This is a genomic window from Geodermatophilus sp. URMC 63 (assembly GCF_053502565.1).
The window spans coordinates 3,321,683-3,339,474 of sequence record NZ_CP199956.1 but is presented as its reverse complement, the minus strand read 5'-3'; the positions used below and the strand labels follow the sequence as shown (position 1 = coordinate 3,339,474).

Below are 17,792 nucleotides of genomic sequence, written 5' to 3'. Positions count from 1 at the left end.
GTCAGCGCGTGCGGGCCGCCCAGGCCAGTGACCGCAGCGACTGCCGCACCCGGGCACGCGCCGTCCACGCCGAGGAGCCCGCCGGCCGGCGGTCCCGGGTCACCGGCACGCTCACCAGCGGCGTCCCCGCCCGGCCGGCGGCGAGCACGACGCTCGGGGCGCTCCCGCCGAGCACCAGGTCGACGACGGCCGACCGCACGGCCGGGCCCAGCGCGAGGAAGGCCCCGGCGTCGGGCGGCAGGCCAGTGAGCCGGGCGGCCAGCCGGCGGTGCACCTCCCCGGTCAGCCGCCGTCCCGGCGACTCGTAGCGGCCCCGCCGGCCGGCGAAGACCGCGCCGGCGTCGCCGCGGGCCAGCCGGTCGAGCAGCAGCGGCACCGCCTCGGGCGGGTCCTGCAGGTCGGCGTCGAGGCACACCCAGACGTCGGCGTCCTCCGCCGCCAGGCCGGTGGCCAGCGCCCGGTGCTGGCCGACGTTGACCGCCAGCCCGGTGACGGTGATCCGGGGATCGCCGCCGGCCAGCTCGGTCGCCACACGGAGGCTGTCGTCGGGCGAGGCGTCCACGACCAGCCGCAGTCGCCAGTCGCGGCCGGCGAGCACGCCGGCCAGCCGCGCGGCCAGCGGCGACAGCGTCGCGGCGTTGCCGTACACCGGGACGACGACGGAGACCCGCGGCGCGCTCACCCGGCCGCCCATGTACGCGCCAGCCCCTCGGCGAGGTCGACGCCCGGCACCCAGCCCAGCGCGTCGCGGGCGGCGCGCGGGTCGCACACCCAGTCGGCGGCGTCCCAGGCCCGGCCCGGGTGCGCGCCGGCCGCGGTGGCGATCGGCCTTCCGGTCACCCGCTCGGCGGTGGCGACCAGCTCCGGCACGTCCGTCTGCACGCCGGTGCCGATGTTGAGCACCGCGCCCGGCGGGAGGTCCTCGGCGAGCGCGGCCCGGACGCAGGCGTCGACGACGTCGCCCACCCACACCCAGTCGCGCCGGCTGACCGCGGCCGGCAGGGGCACCGCCGTCCCGGTGCGCGCGGCGGTGAGCACGACGGGGACCAGCCGGGTCGGGTGGTCGCCCGGGCCGTAGACCTGGAAGGCGCGGAGCACCGCGGCCCGCACGCCGCGCTCGGCGGCGGCCGCCTGCAGCAGCAGCGAGCCGGCCGCCTTGGTCGCGCCGAAGAAGCCGCGCGGGTGCAGCGGCGCGTCCTCGGCCAGCGGCGCCGGCCCGGCCGCGTACTCGGTCGAGGAGCCCAGCCGGACGACGGCGCGGCAGCGGTCGGGCAGCGCGTCGACCAGCCAGGCGCTGGTGTTGACCGCCACGGTGGCGGCCCGCTCGGCCGCCGTCGCCCTGACCCGGCTCGCGGCGAGAGCGAAGACGACGTCGGGGTCGGCGTCGCGCACCGCCGCCGCGGCCGCGACTGGGTCGGCGAGGTCGACGTCGGCGCGGGTCAGGCCGGTCACCGACCAGCCCTCGCCGCGCAGCCGCGCGACCAGGTGCCGCCCGACGAAACCGCCGGCGCCGGTGACCAGCGCGCGACCGCTCACGCCGGGACGGGGACGGGAGCCGCGGCGCCCTCCACCGCGGCCACGAAGTCGGCCCGCCGGTCGGCGACGGTCAGCGGGTCGGCGTCGGCCAGGCCGGCCAGCGCCGCGAGCAGGTGGGGCACCTCGACGAACGGGTCGCGGCCGGCCATGTCGGCGGTGAAGGAGCGGCGCAGGAAGGTGAAACCGGTGCCCAGCCGCACCAGCTCGGCGGCCAGCAGCATCCCCGGCACCGGGAACCCGCCGCCGGGCAGCGTGAGCCCGCCGACGCCGAAGGGCTGGGCCACCGCGGCGCGGACGGCGTCGACCGTGCCGTCGACCAGCGGCCGGAACAGCTCGGTCGACCGGCGGTCGATGCGCAGGTCGTTGAGGCCCACGTAGATGCGCGACAGCGGTCGGCGCGCGAGCTCGGCGACCCGGTCGACGGCGTCCTGGGTCTCGACGAGGATGCCCAGCCCGCAGCGGCCGGCGACCAGGTCCAGCGTCCGGTCGACCTCGGCGGCCGTGCGCACCATCGGCAGCAGGATCTCGTCGGCGCCGGCGGCGAGAGCGTCCTCGACCTCCCCGGCGGTCCACGGGCCGGCGCCGTTGACGCGGCACAGCAGCCGGCCGTCGGTGGCCGCCCGCATGCGCACGAGGTCCTCGAGGGTGTCGGCGTTGATCTGGGTGCCCTCCCCCGCCTGGCGGCGGGCCTTCCCGCGGCGCTCCCAGTCGACGACGATGCCAGCCGCACCGGCGGCGACGACGTCACGGCCGAAGCCGGGGTCCACGGTGAAGAGCAGCAAGTCCACGGGAGTGAGCTTAGGCACACCTAACTAACAGGCGACACCCAGCCCCTCACCAGGTGGCCGCGACCGCGCTGACCGGTGCGGGCCGGCGGGGAATCACCGCGGGCCCGGGACGGCGTCCTCCCTCACCGCAGCGCGTCCTCCCTCACCGTCTGCGGTGCGGGAGGACACGCCATGATCAGGTCCCCTGATCGTGGCCCACCTCAGGCGGGGGCCGCGGTCACCTCGGACGGCGACGACGGCGCTGCCGGGTAGGGGACCGCCGTCCCCAGGACGCCGATCGACACCTCGGTGCCGGTCACCGGCAGGTCGCCGCCCTCGGTGCGGGCGCTGACCCGCCGCCCCGAGGGCAGCTCGAGCTCCACCCGGGCGTCGTGGCCGTAGAAGTCGACGGCGCACACCCGCGCCCGCGGGCCCGGACCGGCCGAGAGCCGCAGCTGCTCGGGACGCAGCAGCACGCGCACCGGCCCGTCGGGGCACGCGCGGCCGAGCACCAGCTCGCCGAGCTCGGAGGCGACCCGCCCGCCGACGGCGTCCCCGTCGAGGACCACCGCCTCGCCGACGAACGCGGCCACGTCGAGGTCGCGCGGGTCGCGGTAGAGGGTGCGCGGGTCGGCCAGCTGCGCCAGCGCCCCGCCGCGCAGCACCGCCACCTGGTCGGCGGTCGACAGCGCCTCGGCCTGGTCGTGGGTGACCAGGACGGCGGTGGCGCCGGTGGCCCGCAGCGCCTCCACGACCGCGCGCCGGGTGTCCTCGCGCAGCGACGCGTCCAGCGAGGAGAACGGCTCGTCGAGCAGCACCAGCGAGGGCTCGGGCGCCAGCGCGCGGGCCAGGGCCACCCGCTGCTGCTGCCCACCGGAGAGCTGGTGCGGCGGGCGGGCGGCCAGCGCGGCGTCCAGGCCGACCAGCGCCAGCAGCGCCGCCACCCGCCCCCGGTCGCGGCGCAGCCGGCGCGGCAGGCCGAAGGCGACGTTGCCGGCCACGGACAGGTGCGGGAACAGGCCGCCCTCCTGGGGCACGAACCCGATGCCGCGCCGGCGTGCGGGCACGGCGCGCCCCGCCCCGACCACTCCCCGGCCGCCGAGCTCGACCGTGCCGGCGTCCGGGTCGTCGAAGCCGGCGACGATCCGCAGCAGCGTCGTCTTCCCGCAGCCGGAGGGCCCGAGCAGCGCGGTGGTGGTGCCGGCGGGCACGTGCAGGTCGACGCCGGTGAGCACCGGCGTGCGGCCGTAGGACTTCGTCACGCCGGTGACGGTGAGCGCGCTCATGTGGGGAGACCTCGTCGGGCAGCGGGGAGGGCGTCGCGGGAGAGCAGCACCGTGGCCGGCGCCGACAGCAGGACCATGACGACGGCGTAGGGCGCGGCGGCGCCGTACTCCAGGGCGCTGCTGGCCGACCAGAACGCCGTCGCCAGCGTCGTCGTGCCGGTGGGCGCGAGCAGCAGCGTGGCGGTCAGCTCGGTGACCACCGCGAGGAACACCAGCGCCGCGCCGGCGCCGATGCCCGGGGCCAGCAGCGGCAGGGTCACCCGCCACAGCCGGGCCGGTGCCGAGGCGCCGAGGGAGGCGGCGACGTCGTCGTGCAGCGGCGGCGACTGCTCCACCGCGGCGCGCACGGTCACCAGCGCGCGCGGTAGGAAGAGGATCGCGTAGGCGGCCAGCAGCACCGGCACGGTCTGGTAGAGGTCCGGGACCACGCGGATGGCGACGGTCACCAGCGCCAGCGCGATGACGATCGCCGGCACCGCGCTGCCCAGGTAGGTGGAGCGCTCGAGCAGCGTGGTCAGCGGCCCGCGCCGGCGCACGGCGAGCCACCCGGTGGGCAGCGCCAGGGCGGTGGTGACGACGGCGGCCGCGCCGGCCAGCGCGAGCGTCGTCCCCGTGGTGCCCGCCAGCGCGGCGAGATCGACCCGCGCGGAGGTGCCGGTGACCAGCCAGGACACCAGGCTGCCCAGCGGCACGGCCACCGCGAGCGCCACCAGCGCCGCCAGCGCCAGCAGCGCCGGGCCGGTCAGCGCGCCGAGCCGCACCGGCACCACCGTGCGCGCCGCGCCGGCGCCGGTGCGCGCGTAGCCGCGGGCGCCGCGCAGCCGGATCTCGGCGAGCAGCAGCACCAGGCACAGCAGCACGAGGACGCCGGCCAGCATCGTGGCGCCGGGACCGTTGAAGGTGGCGCGGTACTGGTCGTAGACGGCGGTGGTGAAGGTCGGGTAGCGCAGCATCGCCAGCGCGCCGAACTCGGCCAGCACGTGCAGCGCGACCAGCAGCGCGCCGCCGAGCACGGCCACCTGCAGCTGCGGCAGCTGCACCCGCCGGAACACCGCCCACGACGACAGCCCCAGCCCGCGGGCGGTGTCCTCCAGCGCCGGGTCCAGGCCGCGGAAGGCGGCGACGGCGGGCAGGTAGACGAACGGGAAGTAGGACAGCGACACCACCAGCAGGGCCCCGCCGTAGGTGTCGAAGCCGGGCAGCAGCGAGATCCAGGCGACGCTGTTGACGAACGCCGGCACCGCCAGCGGGGCGACCAGCAGCACGTGCCAGGCCCGCCGCCCCGGGACGGCGGAGCGCTCGACCAGCCAGGCCGCCCCCACCCCGAGGACGACGCAGACGACGACGGTGCCCGCCACCAGCCGGGCGGTGTTGCCCAGCAGGTCGGCCACCCGCGGCCGGAACACCAGCTCGGCGATCCCGCTCCACCCCACACCGACGGCGGACACGACGATGTGACCCAGCGGTACCAGCGCCAGCGCCGCGACCGCGGCGGCCAGCAGCACGGGGACCGGCGAGCGGCGCCGCGCCGCGGACGAGCGCCGCTGCCGGGACGCCGGGAGGACGGGGGTGCTCAGAGCAGACCCACCTCCTGCATCAGCTCGGTGACGCGGTCCTGGTCGAGCGAGCCGGGGTCGACGGCGGGGGCGCCGAGGGTGTCCAGCGGGGGCAGCGCCTCGGCGGAGGCGACGCCGGTGCCGACCGCGTACTCCAGCGCCGAGCTCTCGGCCAGCCGCTGCTGTGCCTCCGGGGCGGTCAGCCAGGCGACCAGCTGCTGGGCGGCGTCCTGCTGGTCGGAGGAGGCGAGCACCCCGGCGCCGGAGACGCTGAGGAAGGCGCCCGGGTCGCCGTTGCCGAAGAGGTGCAGCGCCGCGTCGTCGCCCTTGAGGCCGTTCTCGGCCTGGTCGCGGTACCAGTAGTAGTGGTACATGATCCCGGCGTCGATCTCGCCCTCGTCGGCGGCGACCATCACCGCGGTGTTGCTCTGGTAGACGTTCGCGTTGCGCTCCAGGCCCTGCAGCCAGGCGCGGGTGGCGTCCTCGCCGCGGAGGGCCAGGACGGCGGCGACGATCGCCTGGAAGTCCGCGCCGCCGGCCGCGATGCCGATGCGGCCCTGCCAGGCGGGGTCGGCCAGGTCCAGGATCGAGGCCGGCAGCTCCGCCTCGGGCAGCTGCGCGGGGTTGTAGACCAGCACCGTCGACCGCGCGGCGAAGCCGGTCCAGGTGCCCGAGGCGGGCCGGAACTGCGGGCCGACCTGGTCGAGGGTCGCCTGGTCCAGCGGCGCGAGCAGGCCCTCGCGGTCGAGCACGTCGATCGAGGGGCTGTTCTCGGTGAGGAAGACGTCGGCCGGGGAGGCGTCACCCTCCTGCACCACCTGGTTGGCCAGCTCGGCGTCGCTGCCGTCGCGGAACTCCAGCTCGATGCCGGTCTCGTCGGTGAAGCCCTCGACCATCGTGCGCACCAGGCTCTCGTGCTGGGCGCTGTAGACGGTGAGCGTCTCGGCGTCGGAAGCCCCGGCGTCGCCGCAGGCGGTCAGCCCACCGGCGAGGGCGAGCGCGGTGAGGGCGGCGGCGGTCGCGCGGCCGGGCCTGGTCACGGAGGTCCTCCAGCGGTCGTCGGGGGTGTGCACGCGGGCACGGCCCAGGGTAGGCACACCTAAACAGACGGCGCGGCCGGCGTCGCGCCCCGTCGGGTACGAATCCCCCGTGACCGCCTCCGTGAGCGCCTCAGTGACCGCCCCTGCGCCGCGCCGCGCCCGCTTCGCCGAGCTCACCCCGTTCGAGGTCTACGCGCTCTGCCGGCTGCGGGTCGACGTCTTCGTCGTGGAGCAGCAGTGCCCGTACCCGGAGCTCGACGGGCGCGACACCGAGCCGGCGACGGTGCACCTGTGGGTCGAGGAGGACGGGCGGGTGCTGGCCACCCTGCGGGTCCTCGACGACGGCGACACCCGCGCCATCGGCCGGGTCGCCACCGACGCGAGCGCCCGCGGCCGCGGTCTGGCCGCCGGGCTGGTCGAGGCGGCCATCGGGCTGTGCGACGGCGTCCCGGTCACGCTGGGCGCGCAGGCGCACCTGGAGCACTGGTACGGACGGTTCGGGTTCCGGCGCAGCGGCCCCGGCTACGTCGAGGACGGCATCCCGCACGTGCCGATGCGCCGCGAGCCGGCCTGACCCGCGCCCGCGGTCGCGGACCCGCGGCCGACCCGGCGTCCCCAGCTGGGTGTCCCGGACGTGCCGCCGGGTACCGCCGCGCCATGGCAGACGACGCGCCCGTAGGCGGTTTCGCGGAACGGCTCGGAGCGGCGCTGCGGGAGTCCGACGACGGCTCCGCGACGCTGACCTTCGAGGCCGCCGACGAGCACCTCAACCCCGCGGGGACGCTGCACGGCGGCGTCGTCGCGACGCTGGTCGACACGGTCATGGGCCAGGCCGTGCGCAGCACCACCGGCGAGGGCGAGGTGCCGGCGACCAGCCAGCTCACCGTCACCTACCTGCGGCCGGGCCGGCCCGGCCGGCTGGAGGTGCGCGGCCGGGTGCGCACCCGCGGCGAGCACCTCACGATCTGCGAGGCCGACGTCGAGCAGGACGGCCGGGCCGTCGCGCACGCCGTCGCCACGTTCGCGCTGCTCGACCGCTGACCTCGACGCGCGAGCGCCCCGCCGGCCGGACCGGTGGGGCGCTCGTGACGGGAGGCGGAGGGGTCAGACGCCCTCGGCGCAGTAGACGGTGCCGTCGGTCCCCACCACGTCCTGCTGCCACAGGGCGGCGGTGGCCTCGGGGAAGTCGGTGCACGGGTCGACGGTGGGGTCGTCGAACTCGTCCTCGCTCATCGCGTCGTCGACGACCCCGACGATGCGGACGTCGGCGTCGGCGTCACCGCAGTCGACCGTCTCGAACGAGACCCCCACCCGCTGCACGCAGTCGCCGACCTCCGGGGCGCCGACGCCGCCGAGGTCGACGGCCGCGACCCCGCCCGCGATCACGACCGCACCGATCAGCACACCGAGGCGGGCCCCCCGGCTCCTGCGGGCCGGGGCGGCCGGCGGCACGTCCGCGCCGGGCTGCACGGCGGGTTGCCCGCCGGGCTGCAGGTCGGGAGCGGGCGGCATGCCGGGGTTGAGCCGGCCCCAGCTGCCGGCCGGCGCGCCGGGCTGGGGGCCACCGAAGAGCTGGGCGCCGGGCTGCTGGGGGCCCCACGCGGCGGACCGCCCCGGCGGCGTCTGCGGCCCGGGCTGCGGGCCTCCGGTCGGCGACGGCGGGGTGCCGGGCTGCCCCGGGTGGGTCATGTCGTGCTCCTGGTCTCCGGCCGGCGCCGGGCGGGCGCCGGTCAACGGCCGGGAGCATGGCAGCCGCGGTGAGCCGTCCTGCGCGACGCGCGCGGGCCGTTGCCGACCCGTTGTCGCCGGTCAGACCCCGGTGGGCGAGGGAGCCGGGTCGTCGACCACCAGCGCGATGCCCTGCGGGTCGTTCTCGTAGACCTCGTCGTCGTCACCGGTGCCGCACTGGGCGACCAGGGTGATGAACAGGAACACGAGGACGATCAGGCCGAGGAAGGTGCCGAAGAACAGCGCCCGGCCGCGCTTCGGCTTCGGCGTCATGCCGCGGCGCGGGTCGCTCGGGTCGGGTGTGCGGTCGGCCTCGGACACGGCTGGCTCCTGCTCGTCGATGGGTGCGTCGTCGGCGCCCGTCGGCGGTGTCGGCTCTGGTGCGCTCCCTGCTCACATGCCCAGCCGGACCGGTCTCACGCCTGCCCGGGCCGCTGCGGGCTCGCTCAGGTGCGGGGGCGCGCCCCGGCCAGCTCGCGGGCGGAGGCGGCCTCGTCGGGTCCGAGCGCGGCCGAGCGCTCCTGGCGCTCGATCGCCGCGTGGAAGGCCGACCAGGCCTCGGCCGGGGGAACGTCGAGCGCGGCGGCGATCTGCTCCCAGGTGGCCCCGCCGCGCAGCGCGGCGCGGAAGCCGACCAGCTGGCTGTCGTGGGCCTTGCGGGCGATGACCTCACCGAGCGCGAGCAGCTCCAGCGACTCGGGCACGTCGAGGGAGGTGCCGGCGTCGAGCAGGGTGCTCCAGTCGTCGGCCGCGGGCTCGCTGACGGTGTTCAGGGTCGTGGCCCCGCTGTCGCGCCGGCTGAGGAAGTCCAGTCGGGTGGCGGCCGTCTGCAGCGAGAACTCCTGTTCCAGGGCCTCGGGCGTGATGCTCATGCACCCCACTGTGCCGCAGCGGCCGGGGGCGGCGGGCCCGCTGCGACGGAGGTCTCCCCGAACGGCGGAGGGCCCGCACCCGAGACGGGTGCGGGCCCTCCGGAGAGTGGCGGACGTCAGCTGTCGACGCCCACGGCCTCTTTGGCGACCTCGGCGAGGGCGACCTGGGCGGCGCTGATGACGCCCGACCGGTTCTTGTGGGTCTCCTCGTACCGGATGATCACGCGGATGTCGTGCGGCTTGCGCAGCGCCTTGACCGCCTTGGCGGCGTCCGAGGTCGACAGCGAGTCGAAGCCCTTGACCGGCAGCTCGTCGGCGGAGACGTCGCCGAGCTCCTCGCGGGCGGCCTTGGCCGTGTTGGCGGCCTCGCGGTTGCCCTCGCGGCGGGCGATCCGCTCCGCCCGGCGCAGCGCGGCGCTGCGGCCGACCGTGAGGGTCTCGCGGACGGCGTCGGTGAAGCTGCTGGCCCGCTCGGCCGCCTGGCCGATCCGGTCCTCCGCCGCCTCACGACGCTGCTGAGCGGTGTCGAGCGCCTCGTTCACGCGGTTGGCGACGAAGCGGTAGGGGAGGTTGGCAGCGCGGACCGCGGTGCCGGCGACCTGCTGGAACGGGGTCGGCTGCAGGGCGGCGGGGCCACCGAGCGCCTCCTCGGCCAGCACGACGGTCAGCCACTCGATCGTCGCCTTGTGGGCGGTGACGAGTCGCTCGGCCAGGGCGCGGACGCGGGGCAGCTCGTTCTTCTCGGCGAGCACCTTGACGTAGGTGGCGCGGTCGTGCAGCTGGTGCTCGAGCTGCAGGTCCTGCAGCAGGGCCTCCTCGAGCGGCTCGGCCTGCTCGAAGGTGGCCTTGAGCACCGACGACAGCCGGCCGATGGCCGGGGTGACGACGTCGGGCACGCCACCGAGGGCGCGCAGCTGCTCGGTGATGGCGCGGGTGCGCTCCGCGGCGTGGTCGGCGTTCTGGTTGAGCTCGCGGCGGACGGCGTCCGTGCGGGCCTGCGACACGCGGGTGCGGGCGACCTGCTCCTCGGTCTGGCTGAGGAGGACGAGCGCGCGGAGCTGGTTGACGATCTTGGTGTTGTCGGTCATGACGGGGGGGGACTCCAACGATCGGGGATGACCTGACGTCATCGGTCATGCCCCGCTCCCCCGCGCCGCTAACTCCTGCAAGCGCATTGCTAGCGGTGAGCTCGGTCACGCCGTGTCGCTGGGTCGGTGCCGGCCGCGCCGTCCCGCAGGGACGGCGCGGCCGGCGAGGGTCAGCGGGCCGGCGTCGTCGGCACCGGCGGGCGGCGGCGGGTCTGCAGCCGCAGTACCGGCTGGGTCAGCTGCGCCAGGGCGGCACAGCGGGCGCAGACCGGGCCGGGGGTGGTCTCGGCGGCGCAGGTGACACACGGCACGGGGGATCTCCTCGCTCAGGAGTCCGACGGGACTCGGGAGGGAGAACCTGCCACCCGCAGCCGACAGGAGCACGTCCCGTGTGACGGGTGGGACGAGTCGTCAGCGATCCGTCACCTGGGCGACTCTCCCCCGTGCCGGCGGCCGGGTCAGGAGGACGGCTGGACGTCCGCGGCGGGCGTCCAGCGCGGGCGGCGGCGCACCACCGCGGTCACCACCGGGCGGGCGGTGCGGGTGCAGGCGGAGGGACGGTCGGGTTCGCCGGGACGGTGGGGATCGGGGTTCACGGGGACCTCCGGTGGGTCGGGAGGCGCCGAGGGTGGCAGCACGCGGCGCCGTCCGGCAGGCCCGGCACAGCCGCGCGGCGCAGACGTCACGCGATCGACCGACGCCGTTCCCCCGGAGGTGGTCCGTCGTCAGCCGGCGGTCAGGTCGAGCAACCGCTGCAGGTAGGGCCGCTGGCCCGTGACCAGCTTGGTGCGCGCCTCCTCGACGCCGAACCAGGCGGCGCGGTCGACCTCGGGGAACTCCTGCACGCGCCCGGACCGGGGCGGCCACTCGAGCGGGAAGGTGTTGCTGCGGATCGCCGTGGCGTCGAGGTCCCCCTCGGCGGCCCACACGGTGAGCACCTTGCCGCCGGCCCGCAGGTCGCCGAGCGGGACGAGCCCGGCCGCCGGCACGGGGCTGCCGAGCTCCTCGGCGAACTCGCGGCGGGCGGCGACGAGCGGGTCCTCGCCGTCGGCGTACTCCCCCTTGGGGATCGACCAGGCGCCGTCGTCCTTCCTCGCCCAGAACGGGCCGCCCATGTGCCCGAGCAGGACCGCGACGGTGCCGTCGGGCTCCCGCCGGTACAGCAGGACCCCCGCGCTCCGCCTCGGCACCGGCCCAGCCTGGCACGCCTCCGGGAGGAGGCGCGCCGGTCAACCGCAGTCCGGGGTCCCGTTCCCTCTGGCGTGCTCGCTGCGACCGGGTGCGTCGCACACCTCGGCGGGCGGTGCCGGTGGGACCGGTGCCGGGGGATCGGGGGCGGCCGACGGCGCGATCGGGGTCGTCGGCAGCGGGGTGGTCGCCGTCGGGGCCGCCGGGACAGCAGTCGGCGGTGACGGAAGGGCCCCGCGGGCGGTCGTCATCGGCAGCCGCCGGGCGCCGCCGGGCAACGTCTCGACGCTCCCGTCACACCCGTCCCAGACGCGGTCGGCGAAGACCGGACCGGTCCGTCCGGACCGGTAGACAGGACGCCATGGGCACCACGGGCACCCCGTCGCATCCGCACGACGGGGCTGCCCGGGTGGCCGTGTCGATCGCCGCGACGACCACGCCGGTGCTGTCCTCCGCCCTCGCGCACACCCGCGTGCCGGTGGTGTCCCGGCTGGCCCTCACCACCCACGGCGGCGCGCTGCACGACGCCACCGTGCGGCTGGGCGTGCGCGACACCGAGGGGCCGATCGGCAGCCCCCTCGAGCTGACCGTCGACCTCGACGCCGGCCGGACGACGGTCCTCAGCGACGTCGGCCTGCTGGTCGACCCGGCGGCCGTGCGGCACATCGGCGAGCAGCGGCCCGGCTCGATCGAGATCGACGTGACCGCCGACGGCGTCGACGTCGGGGGCACCGCCGTCCCCGTGCAGGTGCTCGCGGCCGGCCAGTGGTCGGCCGCTCCCCTGCCGCTGGCGCTGGAGCTGCTCGCCGCGCACGTCCTCCCCCACGACCCGGCGGTGACCGCGCTGCTCACCGAGGCGGCCGCGCTGCTCGACCAGCGCACCGCCGACGCCTCGGTGCAGGGGTCCTCCGCCGGTCCGGAGCGGATCGACCAGATCGTCGCCGCGGTCGCCGCCGCCGTCCGCGCCCGCGGGATCCGGCGCGTCGGGCTCCCGGCCGGCTGGACCGCGCGGGCCCAGGAGGTGCGCACGCCCGGCGACGTCCTCGAGGGGCGGGCCGGTACGAGCCTGGACACCACCGTGGTCGTGGCCGCCGCGCTGGAGGCGGCCGGTGTCCGCCCGCTGCTGTTCCTGGCCGACAGTTCGGCGTTCCTCGGCTACTGGCGCGAGGAGCGCAGCACGCCGAGCGCCGCCACCACCGACGTCACGCCGCTGGTCGACCTGGTCGACCGCGGCCTGGTGGGCCTGGTGGAGACGACCCTGCTGACCGGCCACGCCGACGCCGGGCCCGGTGCCGAGCCCCCTGCCGAGCCGACCGCGGAGCCCACGGTCGAGCGGTTGCACCGGGCCGCGCACGACGCCTGGCTCGCCGGCCCGCCGGACCGGGTGCTGGGCGTCACCGACGTCGCGCGGGCCCGCCGCGACGGCATCCTGCCGCTGCCGGCCCGCACCCGCGGCGCCACCGGCGCGGTGCAGGTGGTCGAGTACCGCCCGGCCGACTCCGACCCGGCCGCGCGGTCCCCCGGCCGGCACGCCGCCCCGGGCACCGGCAGCCGCCCCGGCGTGCCCCCGCGCGTGCAGGAGTGGCGGACCGCCCTGCTCGGCACCGGCACGCGCGACCGGCTCCTCGACTCCTCCGAGGGTGCCGGCCTGCCCCTGACCGTCCCCGGCGCCTACCTGGCCACGCTGGCCGACCTGCTCACCGGCGGCACCCCGGTGTCCCTGCTCCCGGCCGACCGGCTCGCGGCGGAGCACTCCGAGCAGGGCCTGCGCTCGGCGCGCGAGCTGCCGGTCGGGCGGCTCGGGGACCTGCTGCACGAGCAGCGGGCGGTGCACGCCGACGTCACCGAGGGCGGCTACCTGCCGCGCCTGCGCGCGCTGGCGCACCGCGCGCGGACCGTGCACGAGGAGACCGGCGCCAACGACCTGTACGTCGCCCTCGGCAGCCTGGCCTGGGAGCTCGACGGCCGGCCGGTGCGCTCCCCGCTGGTGCTGCTGCCGGTGGTCCTCTCCCCCGCCGGCCGCGCCGGCTACCGGCTCGCTGTCGACGGGACCGGCAGCGCCGGCCCCAACCGGTGCCTGCTGGAGGAGCTGCGCCGCGTGCACGGCCTGAAGGTGCCCGACCTGGCCGGTCAGGACGGACCGGAGGGCGTCGACGTCGACGGCGCGCTGACCGGCGTCCGCCAGGCGCTGGCCGACGCCGGGCTGCCCTTCCGCGTCGAGGCGACCGCCGACCTCGCCGTCCTGCCCTCCGCCCGGTATCGGCTGGAGCGCGACCTCGACGAGCACTGGGCGGAGTACGCCGCCAACCCGCTGGTGTCCCACCTCCTGCACGCCCCGGGCGAGGCCTTCGTCGACCCGGTACCGGCCGGTGCCGGAGCGCCGGACCTCGACGACCTGGCCGCCGCCTGCCCGCTGCCGGCCGACGCGGGGCAGCTGCGCGCCGTCGCCGAGGGCCTCGCCGGGCGCACCGTCGTGCTCGAGGGCGCGCCGGGCACCGGCAAGTCGCAAACCGTCGCCAACCTGCTCGCCCGTGCGGCCGCCGACGGCCGGCGAGTGCTCTTCGTCTCCGGCAAGCGAGCCGCTCTCGACGCCGTCGCCCGGCGGCTCGAGGCGGTCGGCATGGGCCCGTTCACCCTCGACCTGCACGACCGGGGAGCGCGCGCCGCGGACCTGCGCGCCCGCGTCCGCGCGGCGCTGGACTGCGCGGTCGCCGTCGACGAGCAGGGCCTGGCCGCCGACCGCGACGACCTGCGCGCGGCCCGCCGCACGCTCGCCCGCTACGCCGACCGGCTGCACGCACCCAACGCCGCCGGGCTGTCGTTCCACTCCGCGCGGACGGCGCAGCTGGCGGTCGGCGACGACGTCCGCCCGCTGCCCCTGCCGCCGGCGTTCGCGGCCACCGCCCCGGCCGCGACGCTGACCGCGGTGCGCCGGGCACTGGCGCTGCTGCCCGACGTCGCCGACCTGGCCCGTCCCTCGGCGCGGCACCCGTGGGCCTTCGTCGACACCGCGCGGGTCGACCTCACGGCCGCGCACCGGGCCGCCGCCGAGGTCGACGACGCCATCCGCGCCCTGCCGGCCGAGGAGCACCTGGGCCGGGCGCTGCGCGAGGTGCGCTCCCCCGAGGACCTCGGGGTGCTCGCCCACCTGCTGGCCGGTCCCGACATCGGCCTCGACGTGCTCGACGAGGTGCCCACGGAGCGCTGGCGGACGGCGACGGAGACGGTGCTCGGCGACGTGGCCGCCTTCGCCGCCACCGTCCACCCCGGCCTGGAGCTGGCCACCCCCGAGGCGCTCGAGCTGCCGCTGGCCGACCTCTACGTCGCCGCCCAGACCGCGCAGGCCGCCCGCTGGTGGACCCGGCGGCAGGGGCTGCGCACGGTGCGCGACCGGCTGGCGCCGGTGCTGCGGCCCGGTGCGGCGGTGCGGCTGCGCGACGTCGCGGAGCTGACCGCCGCGCTGTGGCGGGTGCAGACGGCGGCCGGCGCCCTCGTCGCCCGGGCCTCGGTGATCCCGGGACTGTCGGTGCCCGCCGGGTGGAACCCGCTGGCCGAGCCCACGCTGCTCGACCCCCAGGTGGCCTGGCTGCAGCGGGCCGGCGCCGTCGTCGACAGCGCGCGGACCTTCGCCGTCGCGCTGCGCCGCTACGTCGTCTCCGGGCCCGGTCCCGACGTGGCCGCCGCCGCGGCGGTCACCCGGCTGCGCACGGCCCTCGTGGCCCTGCTGCGGGTGTGCGGCAGCAGCTCCGCGGAGCTGGCCACCTGGTGCGGGGACGACGGCGTGGTGCTGCGCTGGGCGATGACCCGCCCCGAGCGCGGCCTGGACCACCCCGGCCTGATCTCGCTGCGCCGGTGGGCGGAGCTCCTCGACACCCTCGAGCCGCTGCGCGCCGCCGGCCTGACCGAGGCCCGCCAGGCGCTGGTCAGCGGCCGGCTGCCCGCCGAGGACGCGGGCCGCGCGTTCGAAGCGGGCCTCGCCGCCGCCGCGGCCGCCGAGCGGCGCGCCGCCACCGGCCTGGACGGCTTCGACGCGGCGGCGCACGACCGGGCGGTCGCCCGCTTCACGGCCGCCTCGCGCGCGGTCCGCCGGCACCTGGCCACGGCGCTGCCCGCGGCGGTGGCGGCCGCCCGGCTCCGGGACGGCCGGCCCGACGCGGGGAACGACCGGCTCGGCGCGCTGCAGCGGGAGCTGGGCCGCTCGCCCGGTTCGGGCGTGCGCGCGCTGCTCGCCGAGCACGGCGACGCGGTGACCGCGGTGCTGCCGTGCGTGCTGGCCAGTCCGGACGCGGTGGCGCGGTTCCTCCCCGCGCGGGCCGGCCTGTTCGACCTGGTCGTGTTCGACGAGGCCTCGCAGCTCCGGGTCGCCGAGGCCGTGGGCGCGCTGGGCCGCGCCCGCGCCGCGGTCGTCGTCGGCGACAGCCGGCAGCTGCCGCCGTCGTCCGCCGACCTGGCCGCGGCCTGCGACGACGACCTGGCCGACCTGCTCGGCACCGTGGTGGAGGACGAGGAGTCGATCCTCTCGGCCTGCGTGCGGGCGCAGGTGCCGCGGCACCGGCTGTCGTGGCACTACCGCAGCCAGGACGAGTCGCTGATCGCGTTCAGCAACGCGCACCACTACGACGACCGGCTGGCGTCGTTCCCCGCGCCGGCGCACGGGCGGCCCTCGGCCGACGTCGACGGCCGCGGGCTGAGCCTGGTGCGGGTCGACGGCACCTTCCACCGCACCGGGGCGGGGTGGCTGCTGCGGACCAACCCGATGGAGGCCAAGGCCGTCGTCGCGGAGGTCCGCCGCCGGTTCGCCGCCTCCCCCGACACGGCCCCGTCGATCGGCGTCGTGACCGTCGACGCCCAGCAGCGGGCCTACGTCGAGTCGCTGCTGCGCGACGCCGGCGACGAGCGGCTGGTCGAGGCGCTGGAGCGCACCGACGGCGAGGGCCTGTTCGTCAAGACCCTGGAGCACGTGCAGGGCGACGAGCGCGACGTCGTGCTGTTCTCCACCGCGTTCAGCCCCGACGACCGCGGGGTGCTGCCCCTGGACCTCGGCCCGCTCAGCCGGCTCGGCGGCGAGCGCCGGCTGAACGTTGCCATCACCCGGGCGCGGCGGCAGGTCGTCGTCTTCTCCTCGTTCGACCCCGCGGCGCTGCGGGCCGAGCAGACCTCGTCGGTGGGCGTCAAGCACCTGCGCGCCTGGCTCGACCTGGCCGCGCCCGGCACCGACGCGCTGCCCCGCGGGGCCCGACGGGCCGGGGTGCCCGACCGGCACCGCGAGGACGTCGCGGCGGCGCTGCGCTCGCGCGGGCTCGTCGTGCGCACCGACGTCGGGCTCTCCGGCTTCCGGGTGGACCTGTCGGTGGCCCGGCCCTCGGCACCGGACACGCCGCTGATGGCCGTGCTGCTCGACGGTCCCGCGTGGGCGCGGCGGGCCACGGTCGGCGACCGCGACGGCCTGCCGGTCGAGGTGCTCGGCGGGCCGCTCGGCTGGCCGGCGGTGGAGCGGGTGTGGCTGCCGGCGTGGCTGCGCGACCGCGAGGCGGTGCTCGACCGGCTGGTCGCCGCCCTCCCCGCCGTTCCGGCGGTGGCGTTCCCGATGGCGTTCCCGGTGGCGGCGGTGCCGGCGCCGGTGCTGGCGAGCGTGCCGACAGTCGGGGTCGCGGACGACGTCCCCGCTGCCGCGCCCGTCGCGCCGCGGGCGCTGCGCTCGGTGGGGCCGGCCGCCCTCGCCGCGCTGCCCGCCGGCGCCTCCGCCGAGCCGGGTCCCGGGCCGGTGACGTTGACCGTGGTGCCGGCACCGGTGGACACCGAACCCGTGCACACCGAGCCGGTGCGGACGGAGCCGCTGGAGACGGAGCCGGTGGAGACGGAGCCGGTGGAGACGAAGCCGGTGGAGACGAAGCCGGTGGGGACGGAGCCGGTGGGGACGGAGCCGGTGGGGACGGAGCCGGTCGCCCAGCCCGCCGTGGACGAGCCGGCCCCGGCACTCGCGGGGGCGGTCGCCGAGGTCGCTGCGCCGCCGCGGCCGGCGGCGGCGCGCCTCGCCGAACCCGGGCTCGACGGCGAGCTGCCGTTCCGCCCGTGGGCACCTCGGCCCGCCGGCGACCGCAAGGCCCTCGACCAGCTGGCCGACGCGCGCACCGCCCGACTCGTGCGGCGGGTCCTGCTCGCCGGGGTGAAGGCCGAGGGCCCGGTGCACCGCGACCGGCTCACCCGCCTCACGGCCGGCGCCTTCGGCCTGTCGCGGGTCGGCGAGGCCCGCCGCGACGCCCTGCTCGCGCTGCTGCCGGAGGCCAGCGTCGACGGGGAGTTCGTGTGGCCCGAGTCGCTCGACCGCGCCTCGTGGACCGCCTTCCGCCGCCAGGCGGCCAGCAGCGCCCGTCCGCTGGAGCACGTCGCGCCGGAGGAGGTCGGCAACGCGATGGCGGCGCTGTGCCGGGCCGCGACCGACGCCGGCGCCGTCCCGACCCGCGACGAGCTGTTCCTGCGCACCGCCGAGGTGTTCGGCTACCGCCGCCGCACCCCGTCCCTCGCCCCGCTGCTCACCGCGGCCCTCGACCGGCTGACCGCCGCCGGCCGGCTCACCGTGCACGACGACGGCCGCGTCACTGCCTGACCCACGAGGGTCTCCTGCCGGCGACCTCGTGCTCTGCCCACACCGGTGGGCAGAGCACGAGGTCCGGCCGGACACCCCTGCCCCGCCCCTTCGAGCTCTGCCCACACGTGTGGGCAGAGCACGA

Annotated in this window: 16 protein-coding genes; 3 read left to right on the top strand and 13 right to left on the bottom strand. The window is 77.7% G+C overall.

The features are described from left to right. Window position 1: 1 nt before the first annotated feature. From ACWIZO_RS16375 to ACWIZO_RS16350, 6 genes are all read right to left on the bottom strand, one after another. Window positions 2-682, bottom strand: a complete 681-nt coding sequence (locus tag ACWIZO_RS16375; RefSeq protein ID WP_448638709.1) for a glycosyltransferase — start codon at window positions 680-682, stop codon at window positions 2-4. Continuing rightward, window positions 679-1,536, bottom strand: a complete 858-nt coding sequence (locus tag ACWIZO_RS16370; RefSeq protein ID WP_448638708.1) for an NAD-dependent epimerase/dehydratase family protein — start codon at window positions 1,534-1,536, stop codon at window positions 679-681. The genes ACWIZO_RS16375 and ACWIZO_RS16370 overlap by 4 nt, the downstream gene beginning before the upstream one ends. Beyond that, complete coding sequence (locus ACWIZO_RS16365; RefSeq protein WP_448638707.1) at window positions 1,533-2,324, bottom strand: aldolase/citrate lyase family protein; 792 nt, start codon at window positions 2,322-2,324, stop codon at window positions 1,533-1,535. Before ACWIZO_RS16365 ends, ACWIZO_RS16370 begins: the two co-directional genes overlap by 4 nt. 200 nt (window positions 2,325-2,524) lie before the next feature. Beyond that, entirely contained in the window at window positions 2,525-3,589 is a 1,065-nt protein-coding gene (locus tag ACWIZO_RS16360) for an ABC transporter ATP-binding protein (RefSeq protein ID WP_448638706.1), read from the bottom strand. Further along, complete coding sequence (locus ACWIZO_RS16355; protein WP_448638705.1) at window positions 3,586-5,094, bottom strand: ABC transporter permease; 1,509 nt, start codon at window positions 5,092-5,094, stop codon at window positions 3,586-3,588. Before ACWIZO_RS16355 ends, ACWIZO_RS16360 begins: the two co-directional genes overlap by 4 nt. Before the next feature lie 68 nt (window positions 5,095-5,162). Beyond that, window positions 5,163-6,185 carry an iron ABC transporter substrate-binding protein gene (locus ACWIZO_RS16350; RefSeq protein ID WP_448638704.1) on the bottom strand — a complete coding sequence of 341 codons (1,023 nt, stop codon included), beginning with the start codon at window positions 6,183-6,185 and terminating at the stop codon, window positions 5,163-5,165. 109 nt (window positions 6,186-6,294) lie between these two features. Between ACWIZO_RS16350 and ACWIZO_RS16345 the strand changes: the two genes are divergently transcribed. After that, on the top strand, window positions 6,295-6,759 hold the full coding sequence (locus ACWIZO_RS16345; protein WP_448638703.1) for a GNAT family N-acetyltransferase: 465 nt from the start codon (window positions 6,295-6,297) through the stop codon (window positions 6,757-6,759). Between the two features lie 83 nt (window positions 6,760-6,842). Next, complete coding sequence (locus ACWIZO_RS16340) at window positions 6,843-7,226, top strand: PaaI family thioesterase (protein WP_448638702.1); 384 nt, start codon at window positions 6,843-6,845, stop codon at window positions 7,224-7,226. Between the two features lie 63 nt (window positions 7,227-7,289). On the opposite strand, the gene ACWIZO_RS16335 is transcribed toward ACWIZO_RS16340, so the two are convergent. The 7 genes from ACWIZO_RS16335 to ACWIZO_RS16305 all read right to left on the bottom strand — a co-directional run bounded on the left by ACWIZO_RS16335 (window position 7,290) and on the right by ACWIZO_RS16305 (window position 11,063). Next, the gene (locus tag ACWIZO_RS16335; protein WP_448638701.1) at window positions 7,290-7,874 is read right to left on the bottom strand and encodes an LppU/SCO3897 family protein; all 585 of its coding nucleotides are present in this window, start codon (window positions 7,872-7,874) and stop codon (window positions 7,290-7,292) included. 120 nt (window positions 7,875-7,994) lie between these two features. After that, on the bottom strand, window positions 7,995-8,234 hold the full coding sequence (locus ACWIZO_RS16330; protein WP_448638700.1) for a hypothetical protein: 240 nt from the start codon (window positions 8,232-8,234) through the stop codon (window positions 7,995-7,997). 125 nt (window positions 8,235-8,359) lie between these two features. Next, window positions 8,360-8,785: a hypothetical protein gene (locus ACWIZO_RS16325; protein ID WP_448638699.1), complete on the bottom strand. Its 426-nt coding sequence runs from the start codon at window positions 8,783-8,785 to the stop codon at window positions 8,360-8,362. 116 nt (window positions 8,786-8,901) lie between these two features. Then, window positions 8,902-9,873, bottom strand: coding sequence for a ferritin-like domain-containing protein (locus ACWIZO_RS16320; RefSeq protein WP_448638698.1), 972 nt, complete (start codon window positions 9,871-9,873; stop codon window positions 8,902-8,904). A gap of 170 nt (window positions 9,874-10,043) precedes the next feature. Further along, window positions 10,044-10,184 carry a hypothetical protein gene (locus ACWIZO_RS16315; protein WP_448638697.1) on the bottom strand — a complete coding sequence of 47 codons (141 nt, stop codon included), beginning with the start codon at window positions 10,182-10,184 and terminating at the stop codon, window positions 10,044-10,046. Between the two features lie 147 nt (window positions 10,185-10,331). After that, window positions 10,332-10,469 (bottom strand): hypothetical protein, encoded by a 138-nt coding sequence (locus ACWIZO_RS16310; protein ID WP_448638696.1) that lies wholly within the window; start codon window positions 10,467-10,469, stop codon window positions 10,332-10,334. Between the two features lie 129 nt (window positions 10,470-10,598). Beyond that, on the bottom strand, window positions 10,599-11,063 hold the full coding sequence (locus ACWIZO_RS16305) for an NUDIX domain-containing protein (protein WP_448638695.1): 465 nt from the start codon (window positions 11,061-11,063) through the stop codon (window positions 10,599-10,601). Between the two features lie 359 nt (window positions 11,064-11,422). Here ACWIZO_RS16305 and ACWIZO_RS16300 point away from each other — a divergent pair, with 359 nt between their 5' ends. Further along, window positions 11,423-17,668, top strand: a complete 6,246-nt coding sequence (locus tag ACWIZO_RS16300) for a DUF3320 domain-containing protein (protein ID WP_448638694.1) — start codon at window positions 11,423-11,425, stop codon at window positions 17,666-17,668. Window positions 17,669-17,792: the final 124 nt, after the last annotated feature.

Excerpts from the sequence above, each read along its gene's own strand:
- ACWIZO_RS16340 (WP_448638702.1), top strand. The coding sequence starts at position 6,843 with ATGGCAGACGACGCGCCCGTAGGCGGTTTCGCGGAACGGCTCGGAGCG.
- ACWIZO_RS16335 (WP_448638701.1), bottom strand. The coding sequence starts at position 7,874 with ATGACCCACCCGGGGCAGCCCGGCACCCCGCCGTCGCCGACCGGAGGC.
- ACWIZO_RS16360 (WP_448638706.1), bottom strand. The coding sequence starts at position 3,589 with ATGAGCGCGCTCACCGTCACCGGCGTGACGAAGTCCTACGGCCGCACG.
- ACWIZO_RS16300 (WP_448638694.1), top strand. The coding sequence starts at position 11,423 with ATGGGCACCACGGGCACCCCGTCGCATCCGCACGACGGGGCTGCCCGG.
- ACWIZO_RS16320 (WP_448638698.1), bottom strand. The coding sequence starts at position 9,873 with ATGACCGACAACACCAAGATCGTCAACCAGCTCCGCGCGCTCGTCCTC.
- ACWIZO_RS16325 (WP_448638699.1), bottom strand. The coding sequence starts at position 8,785 with ATGAGCATCACGCCCGAGGCCCTGGAACAGGAGTTCTCGCTGCAGACG.